Origin of the sequence: Bradyrhizobium sp. AUGA SZCCT0169, assembly GCF_018130085.1 — a bacterium.
Classification (GTDB): domain Bacteria; phylum Pseudomonadota; class Alphaproteobacteria; order Rhizobiales; family Xanthobacteraceae; genus Bradyrhizobium.
In genome coordinates this window covers 1-23,882 of record NZ_JAFCMC010000020.1, presented here as the reverse complement: position 1 = coordinate 23,882, position 23,882 = coordinate 1, and the positions used below count along the sequence as shown (strand labels likewise).

General features: G+C 63.0%; 24 protein-coding genes and 1 tRNA gene. 16 read left to right on the top strand and 9 right to left on the bottom strand.

Annotated features, from left to right (window positions below):
* The first annotated feature begins 47 nt into the window (after positions 1 to 47).
* From phnD to phnE (JQ609_RS21630), 3 genes are all read left to right on the top strand, one after another.
* Positions 48 to 986, top strand: a complete 939-nt coding sequence (gene phnD, locus JQ609_RS21640) for a phosphonate ABC transporter substrate-binding protein (RefSeq protein WP_212274898.1) — start codon at positions 48 to 50, stop codon at positions 984 to 986.
* 82 nt (positions 987 to 1,068) lie between these two features.
* Entirely contained in the window at positions 1,069 to 1,953 is an 885-nt protein-coding gene (gene phnE / locus JQ609_RS21635) for a phosphonate ABC transporter, permease protein PhnE (RefSeq protein ID WP_212274897.1), read from the top strand.
* Positions 1,950 to 2,798 (top strand): phosphonate ABC transporter, permease protein PhnE, encoded by an 849-nt coding sequence (phnE, locus tag JQ609_RS21630; protein ID WP_212274896.1) that lies wholly within the window; start codon positions 1,950 to 1,952, stop codon positions 2,796 to 2,798. The genes phnE (JQ609_RS21635) and phnE (JQ609_RS21630) overlap by 4 nt, the downstream gene beginning before the upstream one ends.
* 103 nt (positions 2,799 to 2,901) lie before the next feature.
* Here phnE (JQ609_RS21630) and phnF read toward each other — a convergent pair whose 3' ends face one another.
* On the bottom strand, positions 2,902 to 3,630 hold the full coding sequence (phnF, locus tag JQ609_RS21625) for a phosphonate metabolism transcriptional regulator PhnF (protein WP_212274895.1): 729 nt from the start codon (positions 3,628 to 3,630) through the stop codon (positions 2,902 to 2,904).
* A gap of 118 nt (positions 3,631 to 3,748) precedes the next feature.
* On the opposite strand from phnF, the gene phnG reads away from it, so the two are divergent.
* From phnG to JQ609_RS21580, 9 genes are read left to right on the top strand one after another with little or no spacing between them, the layout of a single operon-like run.
* Positions 3,749 to 4,207, top strand: coding sequence for a phosphonate C-P lyase system protein PhnG (gene phnG, locus JQ609_RS21620; RefSeq protein WP_212274894.1), 459 nt, complete (start codon positions 3,749 to 3,751; stop codon positions 4,205 to 4,207).
* A complete protein-coding gene (gene phnH, locus JQ609_RS21615) occupies positions 4,207 to 4,815 on the top strand; it encodes a phosphonate C-P lyase system protein PhnH (protein ID WP_212274893.1) in 609 nt (202 codons plus the stop codon). Before phnG ends, phnH begins: the two co-directional genes overlap by 1 nt.
* 2 nt (positions 4,816 to 4,817) lie before the next feature.
* Entirely contained in the window at positions 4,818 to 5,921 is a 1,104-nt protein-coding gene (locus JQ609_RS21610) for a carbon-phosphorus lyase complex subunit PhnI (RefSeq protein ID WP_212274892.1), read from the top strand.
* Positions 5,918 to 6,802, top strand: coding sequence for an alpha-D-ribose 1-methylphosphonate 5-phosphate C-P-lyase PhnJ (locus JQ609_RS21605; protein WP_212210371.1), 885 nt, complete (start codon positions 5,918 to 5,920; stop codon positions 6,800 to 6,802). The genes JQ609_RS21610 and JQ609_RS21605 overlap by 4 nt, the downstream gene beginning before the upstream one ends.
* Positions 6,795 to 7,586, top strand: coding sequence for a phosphonate C-P lyase system protein PhnK (gene phnK, locus JQ609_RS21600; protein ID WP_212274891.1), 792 nt, complete (start codon positions 6,795 to 6,797; stop codon positions 7,584 to 7,586). The genes JQ609_RS21605 and phnK overlap by 8 nt, the downstream gene beginning before the upstream one ends.
* Positions 7,587 to 7,595: 9 nt before the next feature.
* The gene (gene phnL, locus JQ609_RS21595) at positions 7,596 to 8,294 is read left to right on the top strand and encodes a phosphonate C-P lyase system protein PhnL (RefSeq protein ID WP_212274890.1); all 699 of its coding nucleotides are present in this window, start codon (positions 7,596 to 7,598) and stop codon (positions 8,292 to 8,294) included.
* Positions 8,295 to 8,308: 14 nt separating this feature from the next.
* Positions 8,309 to 9,466, top strand: a complete 1,158-nt coding sequence (locus JQ609_RS21590) for an alpha-D-ribose 1-methylphosphonate 5-triphosphate diphosphatase (protein WP_212274889.1) — start codon at positions 8,309 to 8,311, stop codon at positions 9,464 to 9,466.
* Positions 9,463 to 10,053, top strand: a complete 591-nt coding sequence (gene phnN, locus JQ609_RS21585; RefSeq protein WP_212274888.1) for a phosphonate metabolism protein/1,5-bisphosphokinase (PRPP-forming) PhnN — start codon at positions 9,463 to 9,465, stop codon at positions 10,051 to 10,053. The genes JQ609_RS21590 and phnN overlap by 4 nt, the downstream gene beginning before the upstream one ends.
* A 13-nt stretch (positions 10,054 to 10,066) precedes the next feature.
* Positions 10,067 to 10,678 (top strand): pyridoxamine 5'-phosphate oxidase family protein, encoded by a 612-nt coding sequence (locus JQ609_RS21580; RefSeq protein WP_212274887.1) that lies wholly within the window; start codon positions 10,067 to 10,069, stop codon positions 10,676 to 10,678.
* Positions 10,679 to 11,088: 410 nt separating this feature from the next.
* Here JQ609_RS21580 and JQ609_RS21575 read toward each other — a convergent pair whose 3' ends face one another.
* A complete protein-coding gene (locus tag JQ609_RS21575) occupies positions 11,089 to 11,286 on the bottom strand; it encodes a hypothetical protein (RefSeq protein ID WP_212274886.1) in 198 nt (65 codons plus the stop codon).
* Positions 11,287 to 11,449: 163 nt separating this feature from the next.
* The gene (locus JQ609_RS21570; protein ID WP_212210364.1) at positions 11,450 to 11,767 is read right to left on the bottom strand and encodes an antibiotic biosynthesis monooxygenase; all 318 of its coding nucleotides are present in this window, start codon (positions 11,765 to 11,767) and stop codon (positions 11,450 to 11,452) included.
* A 332-nt stretch (positions 11,768 to 12,099) separates the two neighbouring features.
* Here JQ609_RS21570 and JQ609_RS21565 point away from each other — a divergent pair, with 332 nt between their 5' ends.
* Both JQ609_RS21565 and JQ609_RS21560 read left to right on the top strand, forming a co-directional pair.
* Positions 12,100 to 12,273 carry a hypothetical protein gene (locus JQ609_RS21565; protein WP_192736054.1) on the top strand — a complete coding sequence of 58 codons (174 nt, stop codon included), beginning with the start codon at positions 12,100 to 12,102 and terminating at the stop codon, positions 12,271 to 12,273.
* An 826-nt stretch (positions 12,274 to 13,099) separates the two neighbouring features.
* Entirely contained in the window at positions 13,100 to 13,558 is a 459-nt protein-coding gene (locus JQ609_RS21560) for a hypothetical protein (RefSeq protein WP_212274885.1), read from the top strand.
* Positions 13,559 to 13,820: 262 nt separating this feature from the next.
* Here JQ609_RS21560 and JQ609_RS21555 read toward each other — a convergent pair whose 3' ends face one another.
* The 4 genes from JQ609_RS21555 to JQ609_RS21540 all read right to left on the bottom strand — a co-directional run bounded on the left by JQ609_RS21555 (position 13,821) and on the right by JQ609_RS21540 (position 18,031).
* On the bottom strand, positions 13,821 to 14,165 hold the full coding sequence (locus tag JQ609_RS21555; RefSeq protein ID WP_212274884.1) for a hypothetical protein: 345 nt from the start codon (positions 14,163 to 14,165) through the stop codon (positions 13,821 to 13,823).
* Positions 14,166 to 14,345: 180 nt separating this feature from the next.
* Positions 14,346 to 14,421, bottom strand: a tRNA-Lys gene (locus JQ609_RS21550).
* Positions 14,422 to 14,569: 148 nt separating this feature from the next.
* Positions 14,570 to 17,248: a glycosyltransferase gene (locus tag JQ609_RS21545; protein WP_212274883.1), complete on the bottom strand. Its 2,679-nt coding sequence runs from the start codon at positions 17,246 to 17,248 to the stop codon at positions 14,570 to 14,572.
* A gap of 207 nt (positions 17,249 to 17,455) precedes the next feature.
* Positions 17,456 to 18,031, bottom strand: a complete 576-nt coding sequence (locus JQ609_RS21540; protein ID WP_212210360.1) for a beta-1-3, beta-1-6-glucan biosynthesis protein — start codon at positions 18,029 to 18,031, stop codon at positions 17,456 to 17,458.
* A 305-nt stretch (positions 18,032 to 18,336) separates the two neighbouring features.
* Between JQ609_RS21540 and JQ609_RS21535 the strand changes: the two genes are divergently transcribed.
* Positions 18,337 to 19,962, top strand: a complete 1,626-nt coding sequence (locus tag JQ609_RS21535) for a beta-(1-6) glucans synthase (protein ID WP_212210359.1) — start codon at positions 18,337 to 18,339, stop codon at positions 19,960 to 19,962.
* Here the strand turns inward: JQ609_RS21535 and JQ609_RS21530 are convergent.
* Positions 19,922 to 20,302 (bottom strand): hypothetical protein, encoded by a 381-nt coding sequence (locus JQ609_RS21530; RefSeq protein ID WP_212210358.1) that lies wholly within the window; start codon positions 20,300 to 20,302, stop codon positions 19,922 to 19,924. The two genes, JQ609_RS21535 and JQ609_RS21530, sit on opposite strands and share 41 nt — an antisense overlap.
* Positions 20,303 to 20,443: 141 nt before the next feature.
* Positions 20,444 to 21,877 (bottom strand): hypothetical protein, encoded by a 1,434-nt coding sequence (locus JQ609_RS21525; RefSeq protein ID WP_212274882.1) that lies wholly within the window; start codon positions 21,875 to 21,877, stop codon positions 20,444 to 20,446.
* A 235-nt stretch (positions 21,878 to 22,112) separates the two neighbouring features.
* Here JQ609_RS21525 and glmU point away from each other — a divergent pair, with 235 nt between their 5' ends.
* On the top strand, positions 22,113 to 23,471 hold the full coding sequence (gene glmU / locus JQ609_RS21520; RefSeq protein WP_212274881.1) for a bifunctional UDP-N-acetylglucosamine diphosphorylase/glucosamine-1-phosphate N-acetyltransferase GlmU: 1,359 nt from the start codon (positions 22,113 to 22,115) through the stop codon (positions 23,469 to 23,471).
* The last annotated feature ends 411 nt before the right edge of the window (positions 23,472 to 23,882 follow it).

The window sequence follows — 23,882 nt, the reverse complement described above, 5'->3', positions numbered from 1 at the left end:
AGCTGCAAACCGCCGAAAAAATGCGTAACACAACAAGAGGGCACACCATGATCAATCGTCGTATCGTTCTGGCCGGCGCGGCCGCGCTGGCGTTTTCGGCCTCCGCCGCTTCTGCGCAGGACTGGAAGGGCAAATATCCGGAACTGACCTTCGCCGTCGTGCCGGCGGAAAACGCTTCGGGCGTGACCGAACGCTGGGCGCCGTTCGTCGCCTATCTCTCCAAGGAGCTCGGCGTGAAAGTCACGCTGCGCATTGCCAACGATTATGCCGCCGTCATCGAAGGGCAGCGTTCCGGCAACATCCATATCGCCAGCTACGGCTCGGCGTCGTTCGCGCGCGCGCGGATGACCGGCGTCAAGACCGACGCGTTCGCCAACGACATCAATGCCGATGGCTCTACGGGTTATTACTCGGTGTTCTTCGTCAAGGCGTCGAGCCCGTACAAGAACATCGACCAGCTGAAGGGCAAGAATCTGGCTTTGGTCGATCCGAATTCGACGTCGGGCAACAACGTGCCGCGCTTCGAACTCGACAAGCTGGGCGTCTCCGATGCCGACACGTATTTTGGCAAGGTCGTGTTCAGCGGCAGCCATGAGAATGCCATCCTGGCACTCACGCAGGGCACCGTCGAAGTCGCCGCCAATCAATGGACCACCGACGACGACTCCACGCTGGCCCAGATGCTGACCAAGGGCATGCTGAAGAACGCCGACGGCACAGCGATGAAGAAGGATGATTTCCGGATCGTCCATAAGTCCGCGCCCATTCTCAATGGGCCCTATGCCTATAATTCGGACCTTCCGGCAGATTTGAAGGCCGCCATCGCCAAGGCGTTTGCGGATGCACCGACCAAGGACAAGGCCGCCTTTGAGCGTCTTTCCGACGGCCAGAAAAAGGCCTTCAATCCCGCCACGACAAAGGATTGGGACGGCATGATCGACCTGATCAAGTTCGTGGACAATCTTCGCAAGAAGAAGGCGTCCTGATCGATCGGCGGAGCGAGACCAGGCCGGGTCCATGCGACCCGGCCTTTTTCCGTTCAGGACATAACCGGCACAGCAGCCTTCCATGACATCAGCCGTATCCATCCTTCCAGCCCAGCAACTCGCGGTGCTCAACGACGCTTATCGTGCGGCGGTGGCGCGCAAGCGGCTGCGGATGACGCTGGCAACGGCGGTATTCTTTGCCGTTCTCGTCATCGCCGCCATCGGCGCCGAGGTGAATCCGGTCACGTTCGTCAACAAGATCGGAAATTTCGTCAGCTACTTCGACCGCATCGGCACGCTGGAAAGCGGCGCGCGGGTCTGGTCCGATATCGGCGAGTGGTTCTGGGGTTGGAAAAAATGGCTGGCGCTGCTCGGCGAGACCGTCCTGATCAGTTACGTCGGTACCCTGGCCGGGGCGATCCTTGCTTTTGCGCTCAATTTTCTGGCCGCCGAAAATACCTCGCCGGCGCCATGGCTGCGGTTTACCATTCGCCGCCTGATGGAATTCTGCCGTACCGTTCCGGACATCGTGTTCGCGTTGATCTTCGTGATTGCGTTCGGTCTCGGGCCGATGGCCGGGGTTCTCGCCATCATGATCCATTCGGTCGGCGCGCTCGGCAAATTGTATTCCGAAATCGTCGAGAACATCGACATGAAGCCGGTCGAGGGGGTGCGATCGACCGGCGCGAGCTGGATCGCGTGCATCCGCTTCGCCGTCGTGCCGCAGGTCGCGGCGGGTTTTGCCAGCTACACATTGCTGCGCTTTGAGATCAATGTGCGCGGCGCGTCGGTGATGGGTTTCGTCGGAGCCGGCGGCATCGGCCAGGAACTCGTCGTCGCCGTCAGAAAGTTCTTTTATTCCGACGTCAGTGCGATCCTGCTGATGATCATTGTCACCGTGTTCCTGATTGATATCGGCACCGGATGGGCGCGCGGGCGGCTGTTCGGCAAGGAGGCACGGGCATGACACGGTTTCCTGCACCGGACTCCGGAGAGCTGCGCGGCCGCTATCCCGAGGTTTTTGACCGGCCGGTTTCCTCCCGTCTCGCGATCCCCGCGATGCTGCTCGCAGCATTCGGGATCTTCGTGTTCGGGCTGGTAGAGCTGGAGTTTTCGCCGGCGCGGATGCTGGCCGGGTTGAGCCAGCTCGGCTGGATCACGATGATGATGATCCCGCCCGATCCCGGCGGTTCGCTCCCGGTCTATCTCGTTGCGCTCGGTGAAACACTGTCGATCGCGCTGCTGGGCACCACCCTTGCCGCGTTGCTCGCGCTGCCGGTCAGTCTGCTGGCGGCAAAGAACATCGTGCCGTCGAGCATCTTCCGCTTCCCGGTCCGCCGCTTTCTCGATTCGATCCGCGGCGTCGACACGCTGATCTGGGCGCTGGTCTGGATCAACGTTGTCGGGCTTGGGCCGTTCGCGGGCGTGCTGGCGATTGCGGTGGCGGACTTTGGCGCGTTCGGCAAATTGTTCTCCGAAGCGATCGAGGCCGCCGACAAGAAACAGGTCGAGGGCATCCGGGCCTCCGGCGGCAATGCGCTGCACGAAATACGGTTTGGGCTGATGCCGCAGGTGCTGCCTGTGATCGCAGGGCAGGTGCTCTATTTCATCGAGTCGAACACCCGCTCGGCCACCATCATCGGCATCGTCGGCGCCGGCGGCATTGGATTGCAGCTGGCCGAGCAGATCCGGGTGCTGGAATGGCAGAAAGTCTCATTCTTGATCCTGATGATCCTGGTGGCAGTCGCCGCCATCGACTGGATTTCGGGCAAGCTGCGGTTTGCGATCATCGGCCAGCGCGCGGTGGTTTGATGGCAGCCCGTAGGGTGGGCAAAGGCGCACTTGCGCCGTGCCCACCAATCCTTTGTTGGGGAAGCAAGAGGTGGGCACGCTTCGCTTTGCCCACCCTACAAGCCTAATCGCTTTCCACCAGGAACTCGACGCGCTCGGCGGCAAAGCGTGAGCGCTTGGTAACGATCGGCCTGCCGTCAGGATCGACGTCGGTGCTGTCGACCACCAGCACCGGGCGGCCGAGCGCGAGATCGAGCCGTGCGGCGTCGCTGGCGTCGGCTATGGCGGCGGTGATGCGGGTGGAAGATCTGCGGTAATCGCGGATGCCGTAATGTGCGACCAGCTTGGTCATCGAGCGCACGCTGGCAAAGACCCGTCCCGCGTCAGGGAAGCGCACGGCGGAGAGCCATGAGGTGCTGACGCAGATCGGCGTCCGGTCGGCCAGCCGCAGCGCCTCGATCCGGACCAGGGGTGCGCCCGTCTTCAGTCCGAGTTCCCGCGCCAGTTCACGTGTAGCGACATCGTCGGACGCTGCGATCAACTGGCCACGCGGTTCATGGCCGCCGGCGCCGACGATTTCGGAAAACCGCGTCCGCGAGCGCAAGGGATAGGCGAGGCGTTGGGCCTCGACATAAGTACCGCTGCCGCGCTCGGCGCGCACCAGCCCGCGTTCGGCGAGCGTCGCCAGCGCTCGGCGCACGGTATGGCGGTTGACCCGATAGGTCTCGGCGATCTCCATCTCGCCCGGCAGCTTCTCACCCGCGGCGAAGCGGCCCTCGGCAATGCCGCGTTCGATCCCGTCGGCGACCTGCCGCCACAACGCCACACCGGTGGCCGCATCCTGCATGCTCATGCTGCAAATATATCCGGGACGGTCATCCGAAAAACAACCCTGTTGTCACCAAACAGTCATGGCGTTTGGTTATGAAGTTGTCTATTAGCATAGACAACTTGATTCCGGCAAGGTGGATATGACGGCAACCGAGAACGACAAGCAGGCGCAGCGCAAGGCGGTCATGGCGGTGCTGGCGCATTCCGATCCATCAGAGATATCCGGCCGTCTGGCGGCGATCACGCTGCCTGATCACGAGAATCTGCGTGAGCCGGAGAACGGCCTTGTGATGGTGCGCGGCCGTATCGGCGGCGACGGCTCTGCCTTCAATCTCGGCGAAGCCACGGTATCGCGCGCGGCGGTGCGGCTTTCGACCGGCCAGGTCGGCTTCGGCTACACGCTCGGCCGCGACAGGGAAAAGGCGCGCATGATCGCGCTGTGCGACGCCATGGTGCAGTCGGATGAATTCGCTGGCCTCATTGAGACGAAGGTGATCGCGCCGCTGCGCGCGGCGATATCTGCGAAACGGAGCCGCAAGGCGGCCGAGGCCGCGGCGACGCGGGTCGATTTCTACACCTTGGTGCGGGGAGAGGGCTGATGACGACGGTTGCCGAACTGCCCGCAGGATTTGCCGACAAGGTGTTGTCGGCGCAATCAACCTTCCGCTCCGTGATGGACGCGATGGCGCGTCCCGGCAGCGTGCAGCGCATTGCGGCCGTCGCCGGCACGCCCGCCGCCATGATGCGCGGCACCGCGGCTATTGCGCTGACCTTGTTCGACCATGATACGCCGATCTGGCTCGACAGCCGGATGTCGGAAATATCCGACGTTGCCAAATGGCTCAAGTTCCACACCAGCGCGCCTGTGATCGCGGATTCCTCGATCAGCAGCTTTGCCCTGATCGGCAGCCCCCGCGAACTTCCGGCGCTCGACCGCTTCGCGTTCGGCAGCAATGAATACCCGGATCGTTCGACGACGCTGATCCTGCAGATCGACAGCCTGACGCAGGGTCCCGCCCTCGAGCTGCGCGGCCCCGGCATCGACGGCACAGCGATCCTGCAAGCCGCGATCCAGCCGCATGATCTGTTCGAACGGCTCGCCACCAACGTGGCGCTGTTTCCGCGCGGCATCGACGTGGTGCTGGTCCATGACGATGCGATCGTCGCGATACCGCGCACCACGCGGCTGGTAGCGAGGGGAGGCTAGTTATGTACGTTGCCGTCAAGGGAGGCGAACGCGCCATCGAGAACGCTCATCGGCTGCTGGCGCATGAGCGGCGCGGCGACCGTGACGTTCCCGAGGTCTCGCTGTCCCAGATCTCCGAGCAGTTGTCGCTCGGCGTCGACCGGGTCATGACCGAGGGTTCGCTGTACGATCGCGAGCTCGCGGCGCTCGCGATCAAGCAGGCGCGCGGCGACATGATCGAGGCGATCTTCCTGGTCCGCGCGTTCCGCGCCACGCTGCCGCGCTTCGGCACCACCGAGCCGGTCGATACCGGCGCGATGCAGGTGCGGCGGCGGATTTCCTCGACCTTCAAGGACATTCCGGGCGGGCAAATCCTCGGCCCGACGTTCGATTATACCCATCGTTTGCTGGACCCACAGCTTGCTGAGGGGTTTTCTCCGGAAACGCCGGAGACCAGCGAAGCCTCGCTCGCGGCGACGCCGCGCGTGACCGACATTCTTGGCCGTGACGGCCTGATCGAGCCGTCGCCGGCAGCGGATGCCGAGACGCCGGTCGGCGATCTCACGCGCGAGCCGCTCAGCTTCCCGGCGGATCGCGACCTGCGCCTGCAGAACCTGGCGCGCGCCGACGAAGGCTTTCTGCTGGCGCTTGGCTATTCCTCGCAGCGCGGCTATGGCCGCAACCATCCGTTTGCCGGTGAAATCCGCTTCGGCGAAGTCGAGATCGAATTCATGGCCGAGGATGTCGGTTTCGCCGTGCCGCTCGGCGCGATTGCGATGACCGAATGCCAGATGGTCAACCAGTTCAAGGGCTCGGCCACCGAGGCGCCGTGCTTTACGCGCGGCTATGGGCTGGCGTTCGGGCAGAGCGAGCGCAAGACCATGTCGATGGCGCTGGTCGACCGTACGCTGCGTGCCCGGGAACTCGGCGAGGAGGTGATCGCACCCGCCCAGGACGAAGAGTTCGTGATGTCGCATTCGGACAATGTGCAGGCGACCGGTTTCGTCGAACATCTCAAGCTGCCGCATTACGTGGACTTCCAGTCCGAACTCGGCCTGCTGCGCAAACTGCGCAAGGAGTTCACTGAGGCCACGGAATCGCCGCCGATGCAGGAGGCCGCCGAATGAACGCGCCGACGTATAATTTCGCCTATCTCGACGAACAGACCAAGCGGATGATCCGCCGCGCGATCCTGAAAGCGATCGCGATCCCCGGCTATCAGGTCCCGTTTGCCAGCCGGGAAATGCCGATGCCCTATGGCTGGGGCACCGGCGGCGTGCAGGTCACGGCCGCGATCCTCGGACCCGAGGACGTGCTGAAGGTGATCGACCAGGGTTCCGATGACACCACCAACGCGATCTCGATCCGAAAATTCTTCGGCAAGACCGCCGGCGTGGCGACCACGACCGCCACGGCGGATGCCACCGTGATCCAGACAAGGCACCGGATTCCCGAAGCGGCGCTGCATGGCGGTCAGGTGCTGGTCTACCAGGTGCCGATCCCCGAGCCGTTGCGCTTCCTCGAGCCACGCGAGACCGAGACGAGGCGCATGCATGCCCTTGGCGAATACGGCCTGATGCACGTCAAGCTGTATGAAGACATCGCGCGCTTCGGCCACATCGCGACGTCCTACGCCTATCCGGTCAAGGTGAACGCGCGTTACGTGATGGACCCGTCGCCGACGCCGAAATTCGACAATCCGAAGATGGACAATTGCGCGGCGTTGCAATTGTTCGGCGCCGGGCGCGAGAAGCGGATCTATGCGATCCCGCCGCATACGTCAGTGGTCTCGCTCGATTTCGAGGACCATCCCTTCACGCGCTACCGTTTCGACGCGCCCTGTGCGTTGTGCGGCGCCGGCGATTCCTACCTCGACGAAATCGTTACCGACGACAAGGGCGGCCGGATGTTCGTCTGTTCGGATACCGATTATTGCGAGAGCCGCCAATCGGCCGGCCATCGCGGCAGCGAAAGCGCGGCACCGCACAAGGAGAGGGCGCATGGCTGAGCAAACCCTCGACGATCAACCGCTGCTGGTCGCCGAAGACCTCGGCAAGACCTATGGGAAGCTGATTGCCTGCCGCGACGTCTCCTTTGCGCTCTATCCCGGCGAGGTGCTGGCCGTGGTCGGCGAGTCCGGCTCGGGCAAGTCGACGCTGCTGCAATTGCTATCAGCGCAACTGGCGCCGACCGCGGGCAGCGTCGCGTACCGGATGCGTGACGGCGTGCTGCGCGATCTTGCTGCTTTGGGCGAAGCCGAGCGGCGCTTCCTGTTCCGTACCGACTGGGGCTTTGTGCACCAGGATCCCGCGCAGGGCCTGCGGATGGCGGTCTCGGCCGGAGCCAATGTTGGCGAGCGGCTGATGGCGGTGGGCTGGAATCATTACGGCCGCATCCGCGACACCGCGTCATCCTGGCTGGAGCGGGTCGAGATCGACAACGACCGTATCGACGACGCGCCGCGGACCTATTCCGGCGGCATGCGCCAGCGCCTGCAGATCGCGCGCAACCTCGTCACAGAACCGCGGCTGGTGTTCATGGACGAGCCGACCGGCGGCCTCGACGTATCGGTGCAGGCGCGGCTGCTCGACCTGATGCGCAACCTCGTCAGCGAATTGGGCCTCGCAGCCATCGTCGTCACCCACGATCTTGCGGTGGCGCGGCTGCTGTCGCATCGCGTGATGGTGATGAAGGGGGGCCGGGTGATTGAAACCGGGTTGACCGATCAGGTGCTCGACGATCCCCGCGAACCCTACACCCAGTTGCTCGTCTCCTCGATTTTGCCGGCATGAGTTAGGCCAATGAACGCGATGATCGACATCACCAACGCCGAAAAAACCTTCACCATGCATCTGCAGGGCGGGGTCGAGCTGCCCGTCGTACGCGGGGTCTCGTTCCACGTTGTATCAGGCGAATGCGTGGTGCTGTCGGGCCCGTCGGGCGCCGGCAAATCCTCGATCCTGAAGATGATCTTCGGCAATTATCGCTGCGACGGCGGCCGGATCGGCATCCGCCACCAGGGCACCGTGATCGATCTCGCCACCGCCGAACCGCGGCAGGTGCTGAGCGTGCGCCGTTCCACCATCGGCTATGTCAGCCAGTTCTTGCGGGCGGTGCCGCGGGTAGCGACCATCGACGTGGTGGCCGAGCCCCTGATCGTGAACGGGATCGCCCGCGCAGAAGCGCGCGAGCAGGCCGGCTCCCTGTTGCGCCGGCTGAATATCCCCGAACGGCTGTGGGCGCTGCCGCCCTCGACGTTCTCGGGCGGCGAGCAGCAGCGCGTCAATATCGCGCGCGGCTTCATATCCGATCTGCCGATCCTGCTGCTGGACGAGCCGACGGCATCGCTCGACGCCGCCAATCGCGCGGTCGTGGTCGAATTGATCGATCAGAAGAAACATCAGGGGGTGGCGATGGTGGCGATCGTCCATGACGACGAGATACGCCATTTGATCGCGGACCGGATCGTCGATGTGACGTCGTTTGCCTCGGCGGCATAGGGAAGAGACGTGAGATGAGCGCAACGAAGCACGAAACCATTTTGGGCAATGCCGGCATCATCCTCGCCGATCGCGTGATCGCGCGCGGCTGGGTCGCCATATCAGATGGCCGTATCGCCGAATTCGGCGAAGGCGATGCCCCCGGGCAAGCAGAGGACGCCGCCGGCGATCTGATCATGCCCGGCTTGATCGAGCTGCACACCGACCATCTCGAAGCGCACTACGTGCCGCGACCAAAAGTGTTCTGGGATCCGATCGCCGCGGTCGTCTCTTATGACGGACAGTTGGCGACTTCGGGCATCACCACGGTGCTGGACTCGCTGCGGGTCTGGCGCGAGGACGGCGCCGAGGAGGTCGATGGCAGGGCAGGCGTGCTCGCGAAGGCGATCACAACGGCGCGTGAGGAAAACCTGCTGCGCGCCGATCATTTCCTGCATCTGCGCTGCGAAATACCAATGCCGAGCGTCGTCGAGGAGGCAAAGGAACTGATCGACCGGCCGGACATCCGGCTGATGTCGTTGATGGACCACACGCCGGGGCAGCGCCAGTTCCGCGACGAGGTCAAGCTGCGCGACTATTACCGCGGCAAGGGCGGCGGCATGACCGACGCCGAGCTCGACGTGCTGTTCGAGCGGCGCTTTGCCTACCAGAAGACCTATGCCGCGGCCAACATGCGCGAGATCGTAGCATTGGCGCATCAGTACAAAATACCGCTCGCCAGCCATGACGACACGACCGAGGAAAACGTCATCGACGCCGTGCGCGACCGCGTCGCGGTGGCCGAGTTTCCGACCACGATGGAAGCCGCGCGCGGCCTGCACCAGGCCGGCATCGGCATCCTGATGGGCGCGCCGAATGTGGTGCGTGGTGGTTCGCATTCCGGAAACATCGCCGCCGTCGATCTCGCCCGCGAGGGACTGCTGGACATCCTGTCGTCCGACTACATTCCCTCGAGCCTGCTGATGGCAGCCCTGCAATTGTCGCGGCATGTTCCCGCCATTGATCTTGCTTCCGCCGTCCGCACCGTCACCAAGACGCCGGCCGAGGCTGTGGGGCTTTCGGACCGCGGCGAAATCGCGGTCGGCAAGCGCGCCGACCTGATCCGAGTCCATGTGGCGCGCGACATCCCGGTGGTGCGCAGCGTCTGGCGGGAAGGGCAGCGTGTGGCATGAGCGACATACTCACGACATCAACGGGCCATGCGGACGCAATCGGGCCGGGCCGACTCATTCTGTTGGTCGGACCGAGCGGCGCCGGCAAGGATACGCTGCTCGGGCTTGCCAGGGCCGCCTGCGCCGACGATGGCACCATCGCATTCCCGCGCCGCGTGATCACGCGGCAGGCCTCGGCCTCCGAGGACAATGAAGAGGTCAGCGCCGGCACTTTCGAGGCGGCGCTGGCGCGCGACGAATACGCCATGCATTGGGAAGCGCACGGCCACCGCTATGCAATATCGCGCGCCATCGACGACGAAATCCGCGCCGGGCACACTGTTGTCGCCAATGTTTCGCGCACCATCATTCCAGCGATGCGCCAGGCCTATGCCGACGTCACGGTGATCTCGATCACCGCGCCGCCGAACGTGCTTGCGGACCGGCTGGCGATGCGAAACCGCAGCAGCGACGGCAGGATCGAACAGCGCTTGAGCCGCACGGTCGATGAAGCCGCGCCCGACGTCACCATCGTCAATACCGGCAGCGCCGAATTTCACGCACGTCAGCTTGTGCGCGCGATCAAGGGCGAGAAGTGGGACGAGTAGAATAGGAGAAGCAATGACCGTCGTCTCGACGATCGAACAACTCGAGGCCATCTACGGCTTTCCCAACGACGCTTCGACGGTGAAGGTCGCCGACCGCGTGACCCCGTCCTACTGGGCGCTGATGGATCAGTCGCCGTTCGCGGCGCTGGCGACCTGCGGGCCGGAAGGGCTGGATTGCTCGCCGCGCGGCGATCTCGCCGGCTTCGTGCGTATTCACGATGAAAAGACGCTGATGATGCCGGACCGGCGCGGGAACAACCGCTGCGACTCCCTCCGCAACATCGTGCGAGACCCGAGGATCGCGCTGCTGTTCCTGATTCCGGGCTCGGGCAGCACGCTGCGCGTCAACGGCCGCGCGCATGTTTCCGCCGAGCCCGAGCTGCTGGCGTCGTTCAAGATGGACGGCAAGGCGCCGCGCACCGTGATCGTCATGACGGTGGAGGAGATCTATTTCCAGTGCGCCCGCGCCATCGTCCGCGCCGATCTCTGGAATCCCGACAAGCGCGTCGATCCGAAGACCTTGCCGACACCAGGCGATATCCTGGCCGAGATGAGCGACAACACCGTGGGCGGCGAGAAATACGACCGGGAATGGCCGGAGCGCGCGCGGCAGACGATGTGGTGATTGCTGGTTCGCAAGCGCCGCTCGCTTTCCGGTTTAGCAATCCGGCCTCTACTCCGGCAGGTCGGCTTCCCTTCACTCTTTGAAGGAAGCCGCCCGGCTTGACCCGGCCTCACGATTATCGTGACACTTCGGATCACCAGTCTCCGAAGGGGCGGAGGTGGTATTTCCAACAGGGAGGTTTTGATGGTTCGTTTTTCAGCTGTCGTTGCAATTACGTTCGCGCTTGCTGTTTTCGTCGGGGGATCGCTTGCGCAGGCCCAGAAGGCCTCAGACCCAAAGAGCCAGCCCGGTAGCGGCCAGTGCCGGCTTTCAAACGGACAAAAATGCTGATTTGATTTCGATCGGCCAGTGCGTAGCGCTGGCTGTCCTGGGCTCGCCGGCCATGCCGGTGAGCCCATTTTCGTCGGGTACTACCCTTGATTAGTTGCTGCGGGACCCTGACTTGCGGCGCTGCTGATGAATGCATTGAACCGCAAGGAGGCCTCGGCAAATCTCTTCAGAAACTCGGCCGTGCTCGCCTCGGCTTCGGGCAAGACATTGTCCACAAGCCCGCCACCCACAACGGACCCAAGTTCCTCAACGCTCAGTTCGTGATTTTCACTGGTCATTGTCTCGCACCATTTTTGCGATGTCTCGCAGGCTGCGATCATGGCGGACCACAATCAACGGAGATGTGACGTAAATCACGAAACGAAGGAGGCTGCCGGAGTGGTGGCTTCTTTCACGTTTCTTGCCCGGTTGAGTGTTCTGAATGGGTCCGCAGGACGGGCGCTAGATTCCGTGGCTATGCCGTATCTTCAGAATCTGAACTGACTTCGGAAGCTCGATCAGAAAAACCCTGTCGCGCTCCAGGTGATGGATCCTGGATGGGTCTCCGCCCGTGAACCCGCTCATCGATTCCAGGCTTTCCCAATACGAGATGGTGACGAACTCGGTCTCGTTTTGTCTGTCCTCCCTGAACGTCTGGACGGCGAGGGCTTTCTCGATCAGCGGCTTGATGCCGACCTCGTAATTATAGGCCTCGTATTCGTCTGCCACGTCTGGAGTGGTCCTTCCGCGCCAAACGCGGGCGATCTGGGGTTTGGTCATGTACGGCCTCCGGTCGGAAAACCCGCATGCGGATAAACCGTTCCAATCTAAACGGCTGCTCTATTCATGCCGGGCGCGGAGGGAGTTGACCCCTCCTTGTTGGGGGCCTGCCATCCAGGCACATGAACCGGTTGTTAAGAATTCCGCCGACGAAACGCGGTTGAAACAATCGCGAAACCAAATCGCCATGAACCCCGCGAAATCCTAGGCCGACTAACCATCGAACAGGAGATGATGACGATGATTAAAGTTAGCTCGAAGGAAGAAGTTGCCCTGCTGCTCGCATTGTTTGGCGTGCTCGATCTGCCGGTACAGGCGCCCAAGAAGCGCAAATGACACTGCTCGTCGCCCCACTGTTGTTTGTCTTGCTGGGCGTCGGGGCTGTCAAAGCCAAAAAGGCAGGCCTCTCCGGCTGGGAGGTCTTCCTCATGGTCGCAGTCGGCAGTCTGTGCATTTTGGTGGTGACGTTGGGAATCCTGATGTGGGGATTCCGCAACTTCGGTTAGCTCCGATTGATCAGCCAGACACCTGTGCTGCTGAGCGTCTACAAGTTGTCGTCGGCGCAAATGCGGATGCTATCGTTCCCGAGGGGCGTCGGTGGGTTGCCGGGCTATTGGCTACGTGCCCCGTGCCTGCCGGCCTATTCGGTCCAAATGCGCTCTCCGCACTGCTTGCACTCAAACATATGAGTGACCACTCCGCTTTCAGATTCCATGATCGTTTTGAGAAGCGTGAGTTTTCCTGCGCAGAAGCGGCAGTCGTGGTTTGATTGATCCCGAGCAGTGGCGATCTTCTCAGCTCGAAATAACTCCATGACGCCCCCTTCCCACAAAGGGTAGGGTACGGAGCGCCGGTTTCGTGAGGCGTAAATGGGCAACAACTGTTGCCCCGGGCGACAAAGTTAAGGATGAAGGTCGGTTGTCCACAGCAATCCACCGCCGCGTGCCGCCACGCTCGGGTCGTCAACCTTCGTGTCGACAGAAAAGCAATAGCGCCGCCGCAACGCCTTTTGCCGTCAGACGGCCGGCAACTGCCGCCCGGCCGCTTCAAAGTTGCCCTAACTTGTTATGTCGGGAGCCGGACTTAAAGTGATAGGTGAAGTCATCATCGGAATGAGCTTGGCAATTGCCGATGCAGCCGGTCAAACGTGTCGCGCTTCGTTTTCTGCGGTGGCAAGATCGCGGATCAATTCCGCTTCGGCTGCGTCCCTAGGAAGTTTTCGAGAGGCTTGATAATCCTTCATGGGTTTTCAGTCCCTATAGCTGCCTGGTTATTGAACAAAGCGCACCGACTACGCTGAAGCGACCCGTCGGGATTGAACGTGAGAACCGCTTGCAAAATCTCATCCGACGCGCGGAAGTGCAGGACAACATCGCTGCCGTTCCATTGCAGATCGATGAGATCGCCGGCACACGTTTCAACGAACCGTTGGTGCCAGTACGCAGCGATAGCGTGCGCGCCGCGCAATTCTTTCTTGTCCCCGCAGTCGCATTGCAGGGAAGCATCATCGGCATAACAATCAACAATGAAAAGGTCGCCCGCGCGATAGGCATCGAGCCAATCGATCGCGATAGCAATCAGATCGATGGAAGACATGGTCCCTATCCACCCCCGCGCGGCTGTCATTGCGCGCTCGAAGCGCGCGCAGATATGAGCAGAATTACGCCAAACGCGCTTGTTAAAGTGCGCCAATTTTTTGTTGTTTTGCCTCAACAGCGAATGGCACAAACTGCACATGCCAAGGGATGCAAGCGGGTATATCGTGTTGAATTCGCGAGCAATGCCCCGTGAGAGCACCCTGCCATGGCAGTCGAATTCCTCTATCGCGCAGGCATCATCGCCCTTGGCCTGATGAACGTCGGGCTGGTTGCTGTCCTATTGTTCGCAGGCGGCTAAAGCGGCAGCCGGCGACTTAAAACTCGCGGCTCGCCACCGGATGCACCCGCTCTTGGCGTCCAAACGGCCACCGCGATAGGCGGGGTCTCGGATGGTGCCTGACTTAACGCTGGCAGCCGAGCGCCGTGCCATTGGCGCACGGCCGCCTCAACACGGATTAGTAGCGCGGGCAAACCCAGTTGCCGTAGGTATCGTAGCCGCAGCCGCCGCCGTAATAGGCCCCAGCCGCCGCAGCGCCAACAGCAGCCGCGCCGACCGCTGCCGCACCGTAGCCCCGACGATACCCGTAGCCGGCATAACCGTAGCGACCGCCGCGCACTGCGACAGCGCTACCCCGAGCACCTCGAACTGCGACCGCGCCGCCGCGGTAGCCACCACCGTGAAATCCGCCACCACCGCGATAAGCGCCACCGCCGCGACCGCGGGCGTCGGCATCGTCTGGGATCAAACTGGCGGCGAGCAGAACAAGTGCCGCCAAAGCCGCAAGAACATAGCGAAGCATGGCCGAACCTCTTTCTACAAACCCTGCCGGACAGGAAATTGCTGCGCTGTCAGTGCGGGGCATTGATGTAGATCAAAAGAACCTGTTCCTGGATTCATGGGGCGAGATGTCGGGTGCTGACACAGTGCCGACACAGCACGTTCGGCAAAACCGCGAAAATTCAAGTTTTGCCCGATTTCATGGTGAGCGCGGAGGGACTCGAACCCTCGACCCCATGATTAAAAGTCACGTGCTCTACCGCCTGAGCTACGCGCTCACTCGACGCGCTGTGTAGGGGGCGGGCCCCTGCGGGTCAATAGCGCCGGCGCCAGAAAATGTTGGGCCGTGCGATCCAAATTCCTGAGGTTCGGCTTGCGGTTAGTCCGGCTTCTTCAAGCAGGCTGCGCTGATCGATTCACCGTCCGTTAATTGGCTTCCCGGCGAATCTCGGATGCGACCGGCTGGGAGGGGCGCGCGACCGTCGGCAGCCGGACCGGGCGGATGCCGATCAGTTCCGCCGTCCGCACCGCGCTGTTGCGCCAGAAGGCGAACGAGTTGGTGCGGGAGTTCTCCAACAGCGCGATCGCGACCGCGGCCAGGAACGGCAGGCTTTGCAACACCAGCACGGCAGCGAACACGTAGATTTCGTGCACCTGCTTGTACCCGTTCGTGACCACCAGCACGGCAGCGCCGATCAGGAGCAGCACGCCGATCACGGCTTCCCAGAACGCCTGGAATTCGATCGACATCCGCGACAGACCGCCCTTGGAGGTGCGGGCAAAGGCGAGGTGCTCGGTGATCAGGCCCTGGGCAACGGCGCGCGACACGGTCCACTGCACGCTCATCGCCGCGATCATGGCGCCCAGCATCTGGCCGGCCTTGATCTTCACGCGCAGGCGATAGAGCGCAATGAAATGCACCAGCGAGACGACGAACGAGGCGATGATCGGAAACGTCAGGATCTTGTCAGGAACGGCGATGTCGGCAAACGCCACGATCGGAACCCAGATCAGGTTGAGGATCGCAACCACCACGCCAAGGCTCTCGGCGCCGAGCCAGTTCAGCCAGCCGAGCGAGAATTCCCGGCGTTGATCGGGGGTAAGCCGGCTCGCGCCGGGCAGGAAGCGCCGCCAGTGCTTCTTGACGATCTGGAACCCGCCATAGGCCCAGCGATGGCGCTGCTTCTTGAACGCTTCATAGGTGTCGGGCAGCAGACCCTCGCCATAGCGGACGTTGGTGTAGTGCGTCAGCCAGCCCTGTTGCTGGATGGTCAGCCCGAGATCGGTGTCCTCGCAAATGGTGTCGCTGGACCAGCCGCCAGCCATATCCATCGCGGAACGGCGGATCAGGCACATCGTGCCGTGCACGATGATCGCATTGAACTCGTTGCGCTGGACCATGCCGATGTCGAAGAAGCCGGCATACTCGCCGTTCATGATGTAGTGCATCAGCGACAGGTCACCGTCGCGATGCTCCTGCGGCGCCTGCACCAGGCCGACGCGTGAGTCCGCGAACACAGGGACGAGATCCTTCAGCCAGTCCGGATGCACGACATAGTCGGCATCGATGATGCCGATGATTTCGGCGTCCGCTGCGGTACGCTCCATCGCGATGCGCAGCGCGCCGGCCTTGAAGCCCTGCACCTTCTCGGCGTTGATGAACTTGAAGCGTTCACCGAGCGTTCGGCAATGATCCTGGATCGGCTGCCAGAATGCCGGATCGGGCGTGTTGTTGATGATGCAGACGCATTCGAAGTTCGGATAGTCGAGCCGCGACACCGCATCGAGCGTCTGCTTCAGCATCTCGACCGGCTCGAAATAGGCGGGAATGTGGATCGATACCTTGGGGAAGGCTACGTTCTCGCCGATGGTGGCGGGCGCCAGCGGCGCGCTCTTGGTGATCAGCCGGCGCGGGCGGCGGCCGAAGGCGACCGCCGCGATTTCCTCGATCCGCGCCATCGCGATCAGGACCAGCGGTACCAGCAGGATCAGGCCCAGCGTCAGCGCGAAGGCCGAGCCGAACACGAAATAGTGCCCGTCCCAATAGGCGAATACGGTGGCGACCCAGGCGCCGACACCGTTTGCCGCGGCCGATAGCATGACGGTCTGCATGACCGTCGGCCGGTCGAGGCGCAGGATCGGCAGCGACAGCAGGATGCCGACGAGGACGGCGATCAGTGCGAGCTTCCAGTAGTTCTCGTTTACGATCGGGCCGGTCCAGGCGAATTTCGGCTCGCGCGACGCGTTCAGGATGCCCCAATAGGGACCGACGCCGCCTTCGAAGAATTTCCAGGGCTGATCGATCGCCTCGACGATGTTGTAATCCATGCCGATGGCATCGGCCCTGGCGACGAAGTTGCGCAGCACGGAAGCCTGTTGGAACGGGCCGGGTTCGGCATTCCGCAAATTATAGCCCGCGCTCGGCCAGCCGAATTCGGCGATGACGATCCGCTTGCCCGGGAATTTCTCGCGCAGCAGCTGGTAGAGGTAGACCGCCTGATCGACGGCCTGCTTGTCCGTGAAATTTTCCCAATAGGGCAGCACGTGAGCGGCAATGAAGTCGACGGAGGAGGCCAGTTCCGGATTGTCGCGCCAGATGTTCCAGATTTCGCCCGTGGTAACGGGAACATTGACCGATTTCTTGACCCGCTTGATGAGGTCGATCAGGTCCTCGACCTTTTGCTCGCCGCGGTAAATCACTTCGTTGCCGACGACGACGCCGATGACGTTGCTGTTGCGCTTGGCGAGGGTGATCGCCGCGTCGATTTCGCGTTCGTTGCGGTCGGAATTCTTGTCGATCCAGGCGCCGACGGTGACCTTGAGGCCGAACTCAGCAGCGATCGGCGGAACCAGTTCGACGCCGCCGGTCGACGAGTAAAGGCGAATCGCCCGCGTCATCGTCGACAGCTTCTTCAGGTCGGCGCGGATTTTCTCGACTTGCGGAATATTGTCGACGTCGGGATGCGCAGATCCCTCAAACGGTGCGTAGGAGACGCTCGGCAAAATGCCGCGGAAATCGGGCGCCGGCTGCTTTTCCTGGAACAGACCCCACAACGCAGCATGAGCTGCGGTTACAAACAGCAGAACGGCGACGACGGCGCGCATCGGTGGTTAAACCATAACGGGGCCTGCATGTGGGAAAGCGAACCCGTCCCCTAGGTTCGACCGGCACGGCGGCGAGATTAAGGATAATCCTGCCGCACGAATTCACAACTGATATGACGCGATGGCGTTTTAAGGGCGCGGACTTGAACAAACGCTGAATAATCCCGTTCGTTCCGCGCGAGCGTTGCCGTTGATCCGACTGGCGATTTACTTCGCCGGTGCGGGGCTGGCGCTGGGGGCCGGCGAGGGGGATGCGGCTGGCGCTGGCGCCGCATTGCCGGCGGCCGCAGGCGCGGCCGGGCCGGCGGCAGCTGCCGCCGCCTGGGGCTGGGCGCCCGGATTGATCCAGCAGGCATGGATCCGGCTCGACAGGGTTTCGGCGACCTTGGGGTCGATCTGGCCGCCAAACCGGGTCAGACAGCGGAAGGTGGCCTGAACATGGCCGCCGGGGCAGCCGAACCGGTCATAGAGGTCGAGGTGCCGGAACGCGGTATCGAGGTCGTCGAGCCACATCAGGCGGACCACGCGGCGGCCGAGCCAGACGCATTCCGGGTTTCCGGCCGGACCGTTGATGGCCTGCGTGGCTTCGACGAATTCGTCGGTCTTGCGCTGGTTGTCCCGGTTCACGTCTGCCGAATTGGCCGCCGGGGGCTTGCCGGGCTGGTCCGGGGCAGGGGTGCCGCTCTGGGCCAAAACCCCGCCTGATCCGATCAGGAGGACAAGGCCTGCAACGGCGAGGTGGCGCAAAACCGCACTTTTGAGATCAGGCCCACTTCGACGCATACATTCCCCGACTTGTTACATGGCCGCTGGAATTCCCGAAAAGGCAATTCCCACGGCTCGTGATGGCTTGGCTAGTTGCCGTCCAAATAGGTCTCCATTGCGGCGGAGACGCTGCCGGATTCCCATGACGGTTATTTCGGATTTTGTCCAGCAAAGTCACAACTTTATCGTCGCGTGGTAAAATCGTCGCAGGGAGTACCTCGGGGCGGACTTTGGACTAGCTGTTTGGATTAGGTCTATCCTCCTGATAGATCACTCTTGGCAGAACGCCGGTGACCGGCTAATCGACGGTCCCCGCCCGGAGGATGGAACCGATTTCTTTTCGTACGCCGCTGGCGCTTCTCCTGACATCGCTAGGTATGATCGCAGCATTGTGGTGGTGGCTGGCCACCCCGATCACGCTCGTGCGCGCGCCGATCGACCCCAACGCCAAACTGCAATGCGTCTCCTATGCGCCGTTCCGAGGCGAGCAGACGCCGCTGATTCCCACCACGCATATCGATGCCGAACAGATCACGCAGGATCTGACGCAACTTGCCAAGATCACCGACTGCGTGCGCACCTATTCGATCGAGAACGGGCTCGACCAGGTTCCCGCCATCGCCGCCAAGGTCGGGCTCAAGGTCATTCAGGGCATCTGGCTCAGCAGCAACCGGATCAAGAACTATTCGCAGATCGCCGTCGCAGTCGGCCTGACCAAGGAATATCCGGGGGTCATCACCGCGCTGGTGGTCGGCAACGAAGTGCTGCTGCGCGGCGAGATGACGACGTCGGATCTTGCGGCCTACATCCGTGCGGTCAAGCCGCAGGTCACCATTCCCGTCACCTATGCCGATGTCTGGGAATTCTGGCTGCGCAACCGCGAGATCTACGACGCGGTCGATTTCGTCACGATTCATATCCTGCCGTACTGGGAGGACATGCCGGTGCGCGCGAAGTTCGCCGCCTCCCATGTCGATTCGATCCGCAAGCGGATGGCGATCGCCTTTCCGGGCAAGGAGATCCTGATCGGCGAGACCGGGTGGCCGAGCGCCGGGCGGATGCGCGAGGGCGCGCTGCCGTCGCGCACCAACCAGGCGCGGGTGGTTTCCGAAATTCTCGATCTCGCCAAGCGCGAAGGCTTTCGCGTCAACCTGATCGAGGCCTACGACCAGCCGTGGAAGCGCCAGCTCGAGGGCACCGTCGGCGGCTATTGGGGCCTGATCGACGCCGCGCAGCGGGCGGTGAAATATCCGCCGGGCGAGGCCATCAGCAATTTTCCGTTCTGGAAGCTGCAGATGGGATGCGGCATGGCGCTGAGCTTTTTCGTGTTTCTCGCGGGCTGGCTGACGTTGCGGCGGCGGCCATGGCAGCCGCGGCTGGCCGCCTGGCTCGCGGTCGGCACCTCGGCGACGATTTCCGGCATGCTGCTCGGCGTCGCCGCCGACAAGATGTTCTATGAGAGCTACGGGACCGGCGGCTGGCTGCAATGGGGGGCGCTGCTGGCGGCCGCGATCGCGTCCCCGATGCTCTGCGCCAACGCTGCGATGTCGGGACGGCCGCTGCCGACCTTCCTCGAATTGCTCGGCCCGCGCGATGGCCGGACCGGATCGGTGCTGTCAGTGCTGCTCGGCCTGACGCTGGTTGTCGCCACGGTGATCGGCGCGGAGACCGCGCTCGGTTTTGCGTTCGATCCGCGCTATCGCGATTTTCCGTTCGCTTCGCTGACCATGGCCGTGGTGCCGTTTGCCGCCTTGATGCTGGTCAACCGGCCGAAGGAGGGCACTCGCCCGATCGCCGAATCGGCCTTTGCCGGACTGCTCGTGGTGGCCACGCTCTATATCGGAATCAACGAAGGCCCGCAGAACTGGCAGGCGATGTGGACCTGCGCGATCTACTTCCTGCTCGCGCTTACGCTGTGGCGGGCGCGGGCCGCGCAAAGCCCAAAATAAGCAGCCCGATCGCGAGCCCCGACAGCACGACATTATAGAGCACGATCCCGAGCCCGGCCGCGATCAGCCCGCCGGTCAACAGCACGATCGACGGCCGCATCACGTGCAGCACCGCAATGATCAGCGCGACGATGCCGAACACCGAATTCTTGAACAGCGTGGTGGCGAGCGTGCGGGCCTTGCAGATCATCGTCTGCAGCCCGGCGTCGCACGCCAGCGCGACGGTCGAGAACTCGACCGCGAGATAGCGCAGATAGAGCGCGTAGCCGACGGTGACGAAACCGACCACCAACAGGAACTGCACCTGATAGGGCGTCAGGCGGAACGGAGTTTTTTTCACAGCGGCATTTTCTCGAGCTCGGAGGGATGGCGGGGCGAATATGGTCGGGAATGGCCGCCGGGACAAGTCACTGCAGGACATTAAGGGGCATCAAAAACAGTTCATAATTTTTCCGCAACCCTTTGTATTATAAGTAAATATCTATTGGCCCCGCTTGCTGAACCAGGACGAGACTGAGGTCGTTGCCGCTGTTTCCGGCTTCCTTGCCGGCTCCTCCACGGCTCCGACAGTGGCGCGTTTCGCCACCGCACCCCGCCGGTGCGGCGCGGGTTTTGCGCTCGGCGCGGGCAATGGGTTGTCGCCGGTCAGCGACAGCCTCTGGCCGTCGAAGATCGCCGTCTCGCAGTTCCGCTTGTTTTCGGTCAGGACGGCGCAGATCCGGGCGGCAGCTCCGGCGTCGTTGATGGGACCGGCCACCAGTCGAAGCTGCATACCAAGCCCGTTGGCGCTTTCCTTGATGACGATGATCGGGCGCAGCGCGGCGAGCGGCGCGTTCGATCTCGATTTCAACAGCCCGCGCCACAGCGCGCGCAGGCCGGGAACCGAATTGGCGGTGCCGAGATCGACCCCGAATTGGGTCCGCTGGACCGGGACCCTCGGGCCGGTTTCCTCGTCCGCCTCGGCGTCCGTGGCCGGTGCGGCCGCCATCACTTCCGGGATCGGGCTCGCTGTCACCGGACTCAAGGGCCTGGCGGGTTCGATCAGTTTCGTGGCGGAGGGATCGGGCGGCGCCATGAAGGACTGTGAGGCGACCAGCGGCGTCGCCGGCGCCGCAGCGTCGGCCTTCGCAGCCTCGATCCTCACGGTATCGATTTTCGCCGTATCGGACTTTATCCCTTCAGGCTTGCCCGTCTCAGGCTTTACCGCCTCAGCTTTGGCCAATTCAGGCTTGGCGGCTTCAGGCCTTATCGGGTCGGTCTTCTTTGCTTCGATCTTCGGTAACTCGGGCTTGATGGTTTCCTTGGCCGTTTCCTTGCCAGGTTCTTTGGCCGAATCCTTGGCAACGGATGAAACCGCCGCCGGACCCGGTTCGGCGGGGATCGGATTGGAACCGGATTTGTCAGGCGCGGCCGCAGCAGTCTGCGTCGTCACCGGCGCGACGGTGGGGGCGGGAGTTTGCGCGGCCTGGGAAGCTTGGGGCTCGGCAGGCGAAGGCGCTGCCGGGGCGGGCGATGCCGCGGCGGAATTCTGGCGGGCGATGGATCCGGTCACGGAGTCCAGCCCGCGTTCCAGGCCGGTGACGCGGCTATAGAGCCGGTCGCGATCGCTGTTGAGCGTATCGATGGCCGCTGCGAGCCGCCGCGCCTCGCGTTCCGTTTGACTGGCAATATTCTGGATCTGCTGTGCTCGCTGGTTGAGATCGGTCGCGGCCATCTGGTCGCGCTTCCATCCAAACTGGGTCTGGTTGGCCATCACGGCGACGACGACCGCGGCCACCGCACCGACGCCCCACGATCCGAGCCGCCACAGCGCGCGGCGGTCGAGATCCTCTTCCTCGGCCAGCAAACCGCTCAGCACGCCGCCGGTATCGTCCGTCCCGAGGCCGCCAGCGCGATGGTCGGAATTCTTGGCCAAACGTCTTTGGCCCTCCCGAGGCCTGCCGAATCACAGGTCAAACATTAACAGGAATTCTGCCATGATCTTGAATCCGGAACTTTGCGGGACGCCGAATCGGGTTTCCACTCACAGCGAAAACACCTAAAGACGGCGCCGTTGCTTTTGGCCCCGATAGGGATTTTTGTTTTGACGCGTTTTCTTCACGCGAACCGGATGCCACTTCGCTGGAAAACGCTCTAGTAGAGGACTTCTCATGACTGCTCGATCCAGCCTGACGGTGGTGCTCGCGGCCGGCGAGGGGACGCGGATGCGGTCCGCGCTGCCGAAAGTGCTGCACCCGGTGGCCGGCCAGTCGCTGCTGGCGCATGTGCTGGATGCCGCCCCGAAAGGCGCGGGCGCCTCGCTCGCCGTCGTGATCGGTCCCGATCACAAGGCGGTCGCCGACGAGGTTGCACGGAGGCGTCCCGATGCCGCGACCTTCGTCCAGCGCGAACGCCTCGGCACCGCGCATGCGGTGCTGGCGGCGCGCGAGGCGCTGGCGCGCGACGCCGACGACCTGATCGTCGCCTTCGGCGATACGCCTTTGATATCGGCCGAGACGTTTGCGCGAATGCGCGCGCCGCTGGAGAAGGGGGCCGCGATCGCCGTACTTGGCTTCCGCGCCGCCGACCCCACCGGTTACGGCCGGCTGCTCGTCGAGGGCGAGCATCTGGTGACGATCCGCGAGCATTCGGATGCCAGCGCCGAGGAGCGCAAGGTCACGCTGTGCAATGCCGGGGTGATGGCGTTCGACGGCAAGAAGGCGCTCTCGATCCTCGATCGGATCGGCAATGCCAACAGCAAGGGCGAGTATTATCTCGTCGATGCGGTTGCACTCGTCAGGGACATGGGATTGGAGGCCGTCGTGATTGAGACCAGCGAGGATGAAGTGCGCGGAATCAATACCAAGGCGCAGCTCGCCGAAGCCGAAGCGGTCATGCAGACGCGGCTGCGCAAGGCAGCGCTCGACGCCGGCGTGACGCTGATCGCGCCGGAAACCGTGCATCTTGCCGCCGACACCACCTTCGGCAACGACGTCACCATCGAGCCGTTCGTGGTGATCGGCCCCGGTGTCAGCATCGCCGACGGCGCGGTGATCCATTCGTTCTCGCACATCGTGCAGGCCTCGATCGGCAAGAAGGCGTCCGTCGGCCCGTATGCGCGGCTGCGGCCGGGCACATCGCTCGGCGATGGTGCGCGGATCGGCAATTTCGTCGAGACCAAGGCCGCTCACCTCGAAGCCGGCGTCAAGGTCAACCATCTCTCCTACATCGGCGACGCCCATGTCGGCGCCAATTCCAATATCGGCGCCGGCACCATCACCTGCAACTATGACGGCTTCTTCAAGCACAAGACCACGATCGGCGAGGGCGCTTTCGTCGGCACCAATTCGTCGCTGGTGGCGCCGGTGAAAATCGGCAAGGGCGCCTATATCGGTTCGGGCTCGGTCATCACCAAGGACGTGCCCGACGATGCGCTGGCCGTCGAGCGCAGCCCGCAGAACAACCGCGACGGCGGCGCGGCGCGCTACCGCGAGATGAAGCTGCGGGCGAAGGCGAAGAAGGAAGGTTGAGGGCGAGGGCACGAGCTCTCTCCACGTCATTGCGAGCGTAAGCGAAGCAATCCATAGCTCGGCTAGCTGCGGCATGGATTGCTTCGTCGCTGTCGCTCCCTTGCGCAAACGCTTCGCGTTTGTCGCAGGCAATGACGGCGATAGAGCAGCTCCGCACAACGCTGTCGTCCTCCGCGAAAGCGGGGGACCCAGTACGCCGCGGCTTCTCGGTTCTATCATTGGCGTCTCTGGGATACTGGGTCGCCCGGTCAAGCCGGGCGATGACAACTGAGCGTGTGTTCGCATTCTCGCGACGCATTGCGCCCGAGGTTTGCTGAAAACTTCCCACCCTCTCAATTCAGAGGGCGCAGGGAATGCCGGATGCGCGCTGCACCCGCGGTCTCATGTGCGATTGTGCTAAAAAAGCTGCAC

Bases quoted from the DNA above. Each gene is read 5' to 3' on its own strand.
- JQ609_RS21605 (WP_212210371.1), top strand. From the start codon at position 5,918: ATGAACGCGCCGACGTATAATTTCGCCTATCTCGACGAACAGACCAAG.
- phnD (WP_212274898.1), top strand. From the start codon at position 48: ATGATCAATCGTCGTATCGTTCTGGCCGGCGCGGCCGCGCTGGCGTTT.
- JQ609_RS21575 (WP_212274886.1), bottom strand. From the start codon at position 11,286: ATGACCAGTGAAAATCACGAACTGAGCGTTGAGGAACTTGGGTCCGTT.
- phnH (WP_212274893.1), top strand. From the start codon at position 4,207: ATGACGACGGTTGCCGAACTGCCCGCAGGATTTGCCGACAAGGTGTTG.
- phnG (WP_212274894.1), top strand. From the start codon at position 3,749: ATGACGGCAACCGAGAACGACAAGCAGGCGCAGCGCAAGGCGGTCATG.
- glmU (WP_212274881.1), top strand. From the start codon at position 22,113: ATGACTGCTCGATCCAGCCTGACGGTGGTGCTCGCGGCCGGCGAGGGG.
- phnL (WP_212274890.1), top strand. From the start codon at position 7,596: ATGAACGCGATGATCGACATCACCAACGCCGAAAAAACCTTCACCATG.
- JQ609_RS21555 (WP_212274884.1), bottom strand. From the start codon at position 14,165: ATGCTTCGCTATGTTCTTGCGGCTTTGGCGGCACTTGTTCTGCTCGCC.
- phnF (WP_212274895.1), bottom strand. From the start codon at position 3,630: ATGAGCATGCAGGATGCGGCCACCGGTGTGGCGTTGTGGCGGCAGGTC.
- JQ609_RS21570 (WP_212210364.1), bottom strand. From the start codon at position 11,767: ATGACCAAACCCCAGATCGCCCGCGTTTGGCGCGGAAGGACCACTCCA.
- JQ609_RS21565 (WP_192736054.1), top strand. From the start codon at position 12,100: ATGACACTGCTCGTCGCCCCACTGTTGTTTGTCTTGCTGGGCGTCGGG.
- JQ609_RS21545 (WP_212274883.1), bottom strand. From the start codon at position 17,248: ATGCGCGCCGTCGTCGCCGTTCTGCTGTTTGTAACCGCAGCTCATGCT.
- JQ609_RS21540 (WP_212210360.1), bottom strand. From the start codon at position 18,031: ATGCGTCGAAGTGGGCCTGATCTCAAAAGTGCGGTTTTGCGCCACCTC.
- JQ609_RS21580 (WP_212274887.1), top strand. From the start codon at position 10,067: ATGACCGTCGTCTCGACGATCGAACAACTCGAGGCCATCTACGGCTTT.
- JQ609_RS21590 (WP_212274889.1), top strand. From the start codon at position 8,309: ATGAGCGCAACGAAGCACGAAACCATTTTGGGCAATGCCGGCATCATC.
- JQ609_RS21610 (WP_212274892.1), top strand. From the start codon at position 4,818: ATGTACGTTGCCGTCAAGGGAGGCGAACGCGCCATCGAGAACGCTCAT.
- phnK (WP_212274891.1), top strand. From the start codon at position 6,795: ATGGCTGAGCAAACCCTCGACGATCAACCGCTGCTGGTCGCCGAAGAC.
- phnE (WP_212274897.1), top strand. From the start codon at position 1,069: ATGACATCAGCCGTATCCATCCTTCCAGCCCAGCAACTCGCGGTGCTC.
- phnE (WP_212274896.1), top strand. From the start codon at position 1,950: ATGACACGGTTTCCTGCACCGGACTCCGGAGAGCTGCGCGGCCGCTAT.
- JQ609_RS21535 (WP_212210359.1), top strand. From the start codon at position 18,337: ATGGAACCGATTTCTTTTCGTACGCCGCTGGCGCTTCTCCTGACATCG.
- phnN (WP_212274888.1), top strand. From the start codon at position 9,463: ATGAGCGACATACTCACGACATCAACGGGCCATGCGGACGCAATCGGG.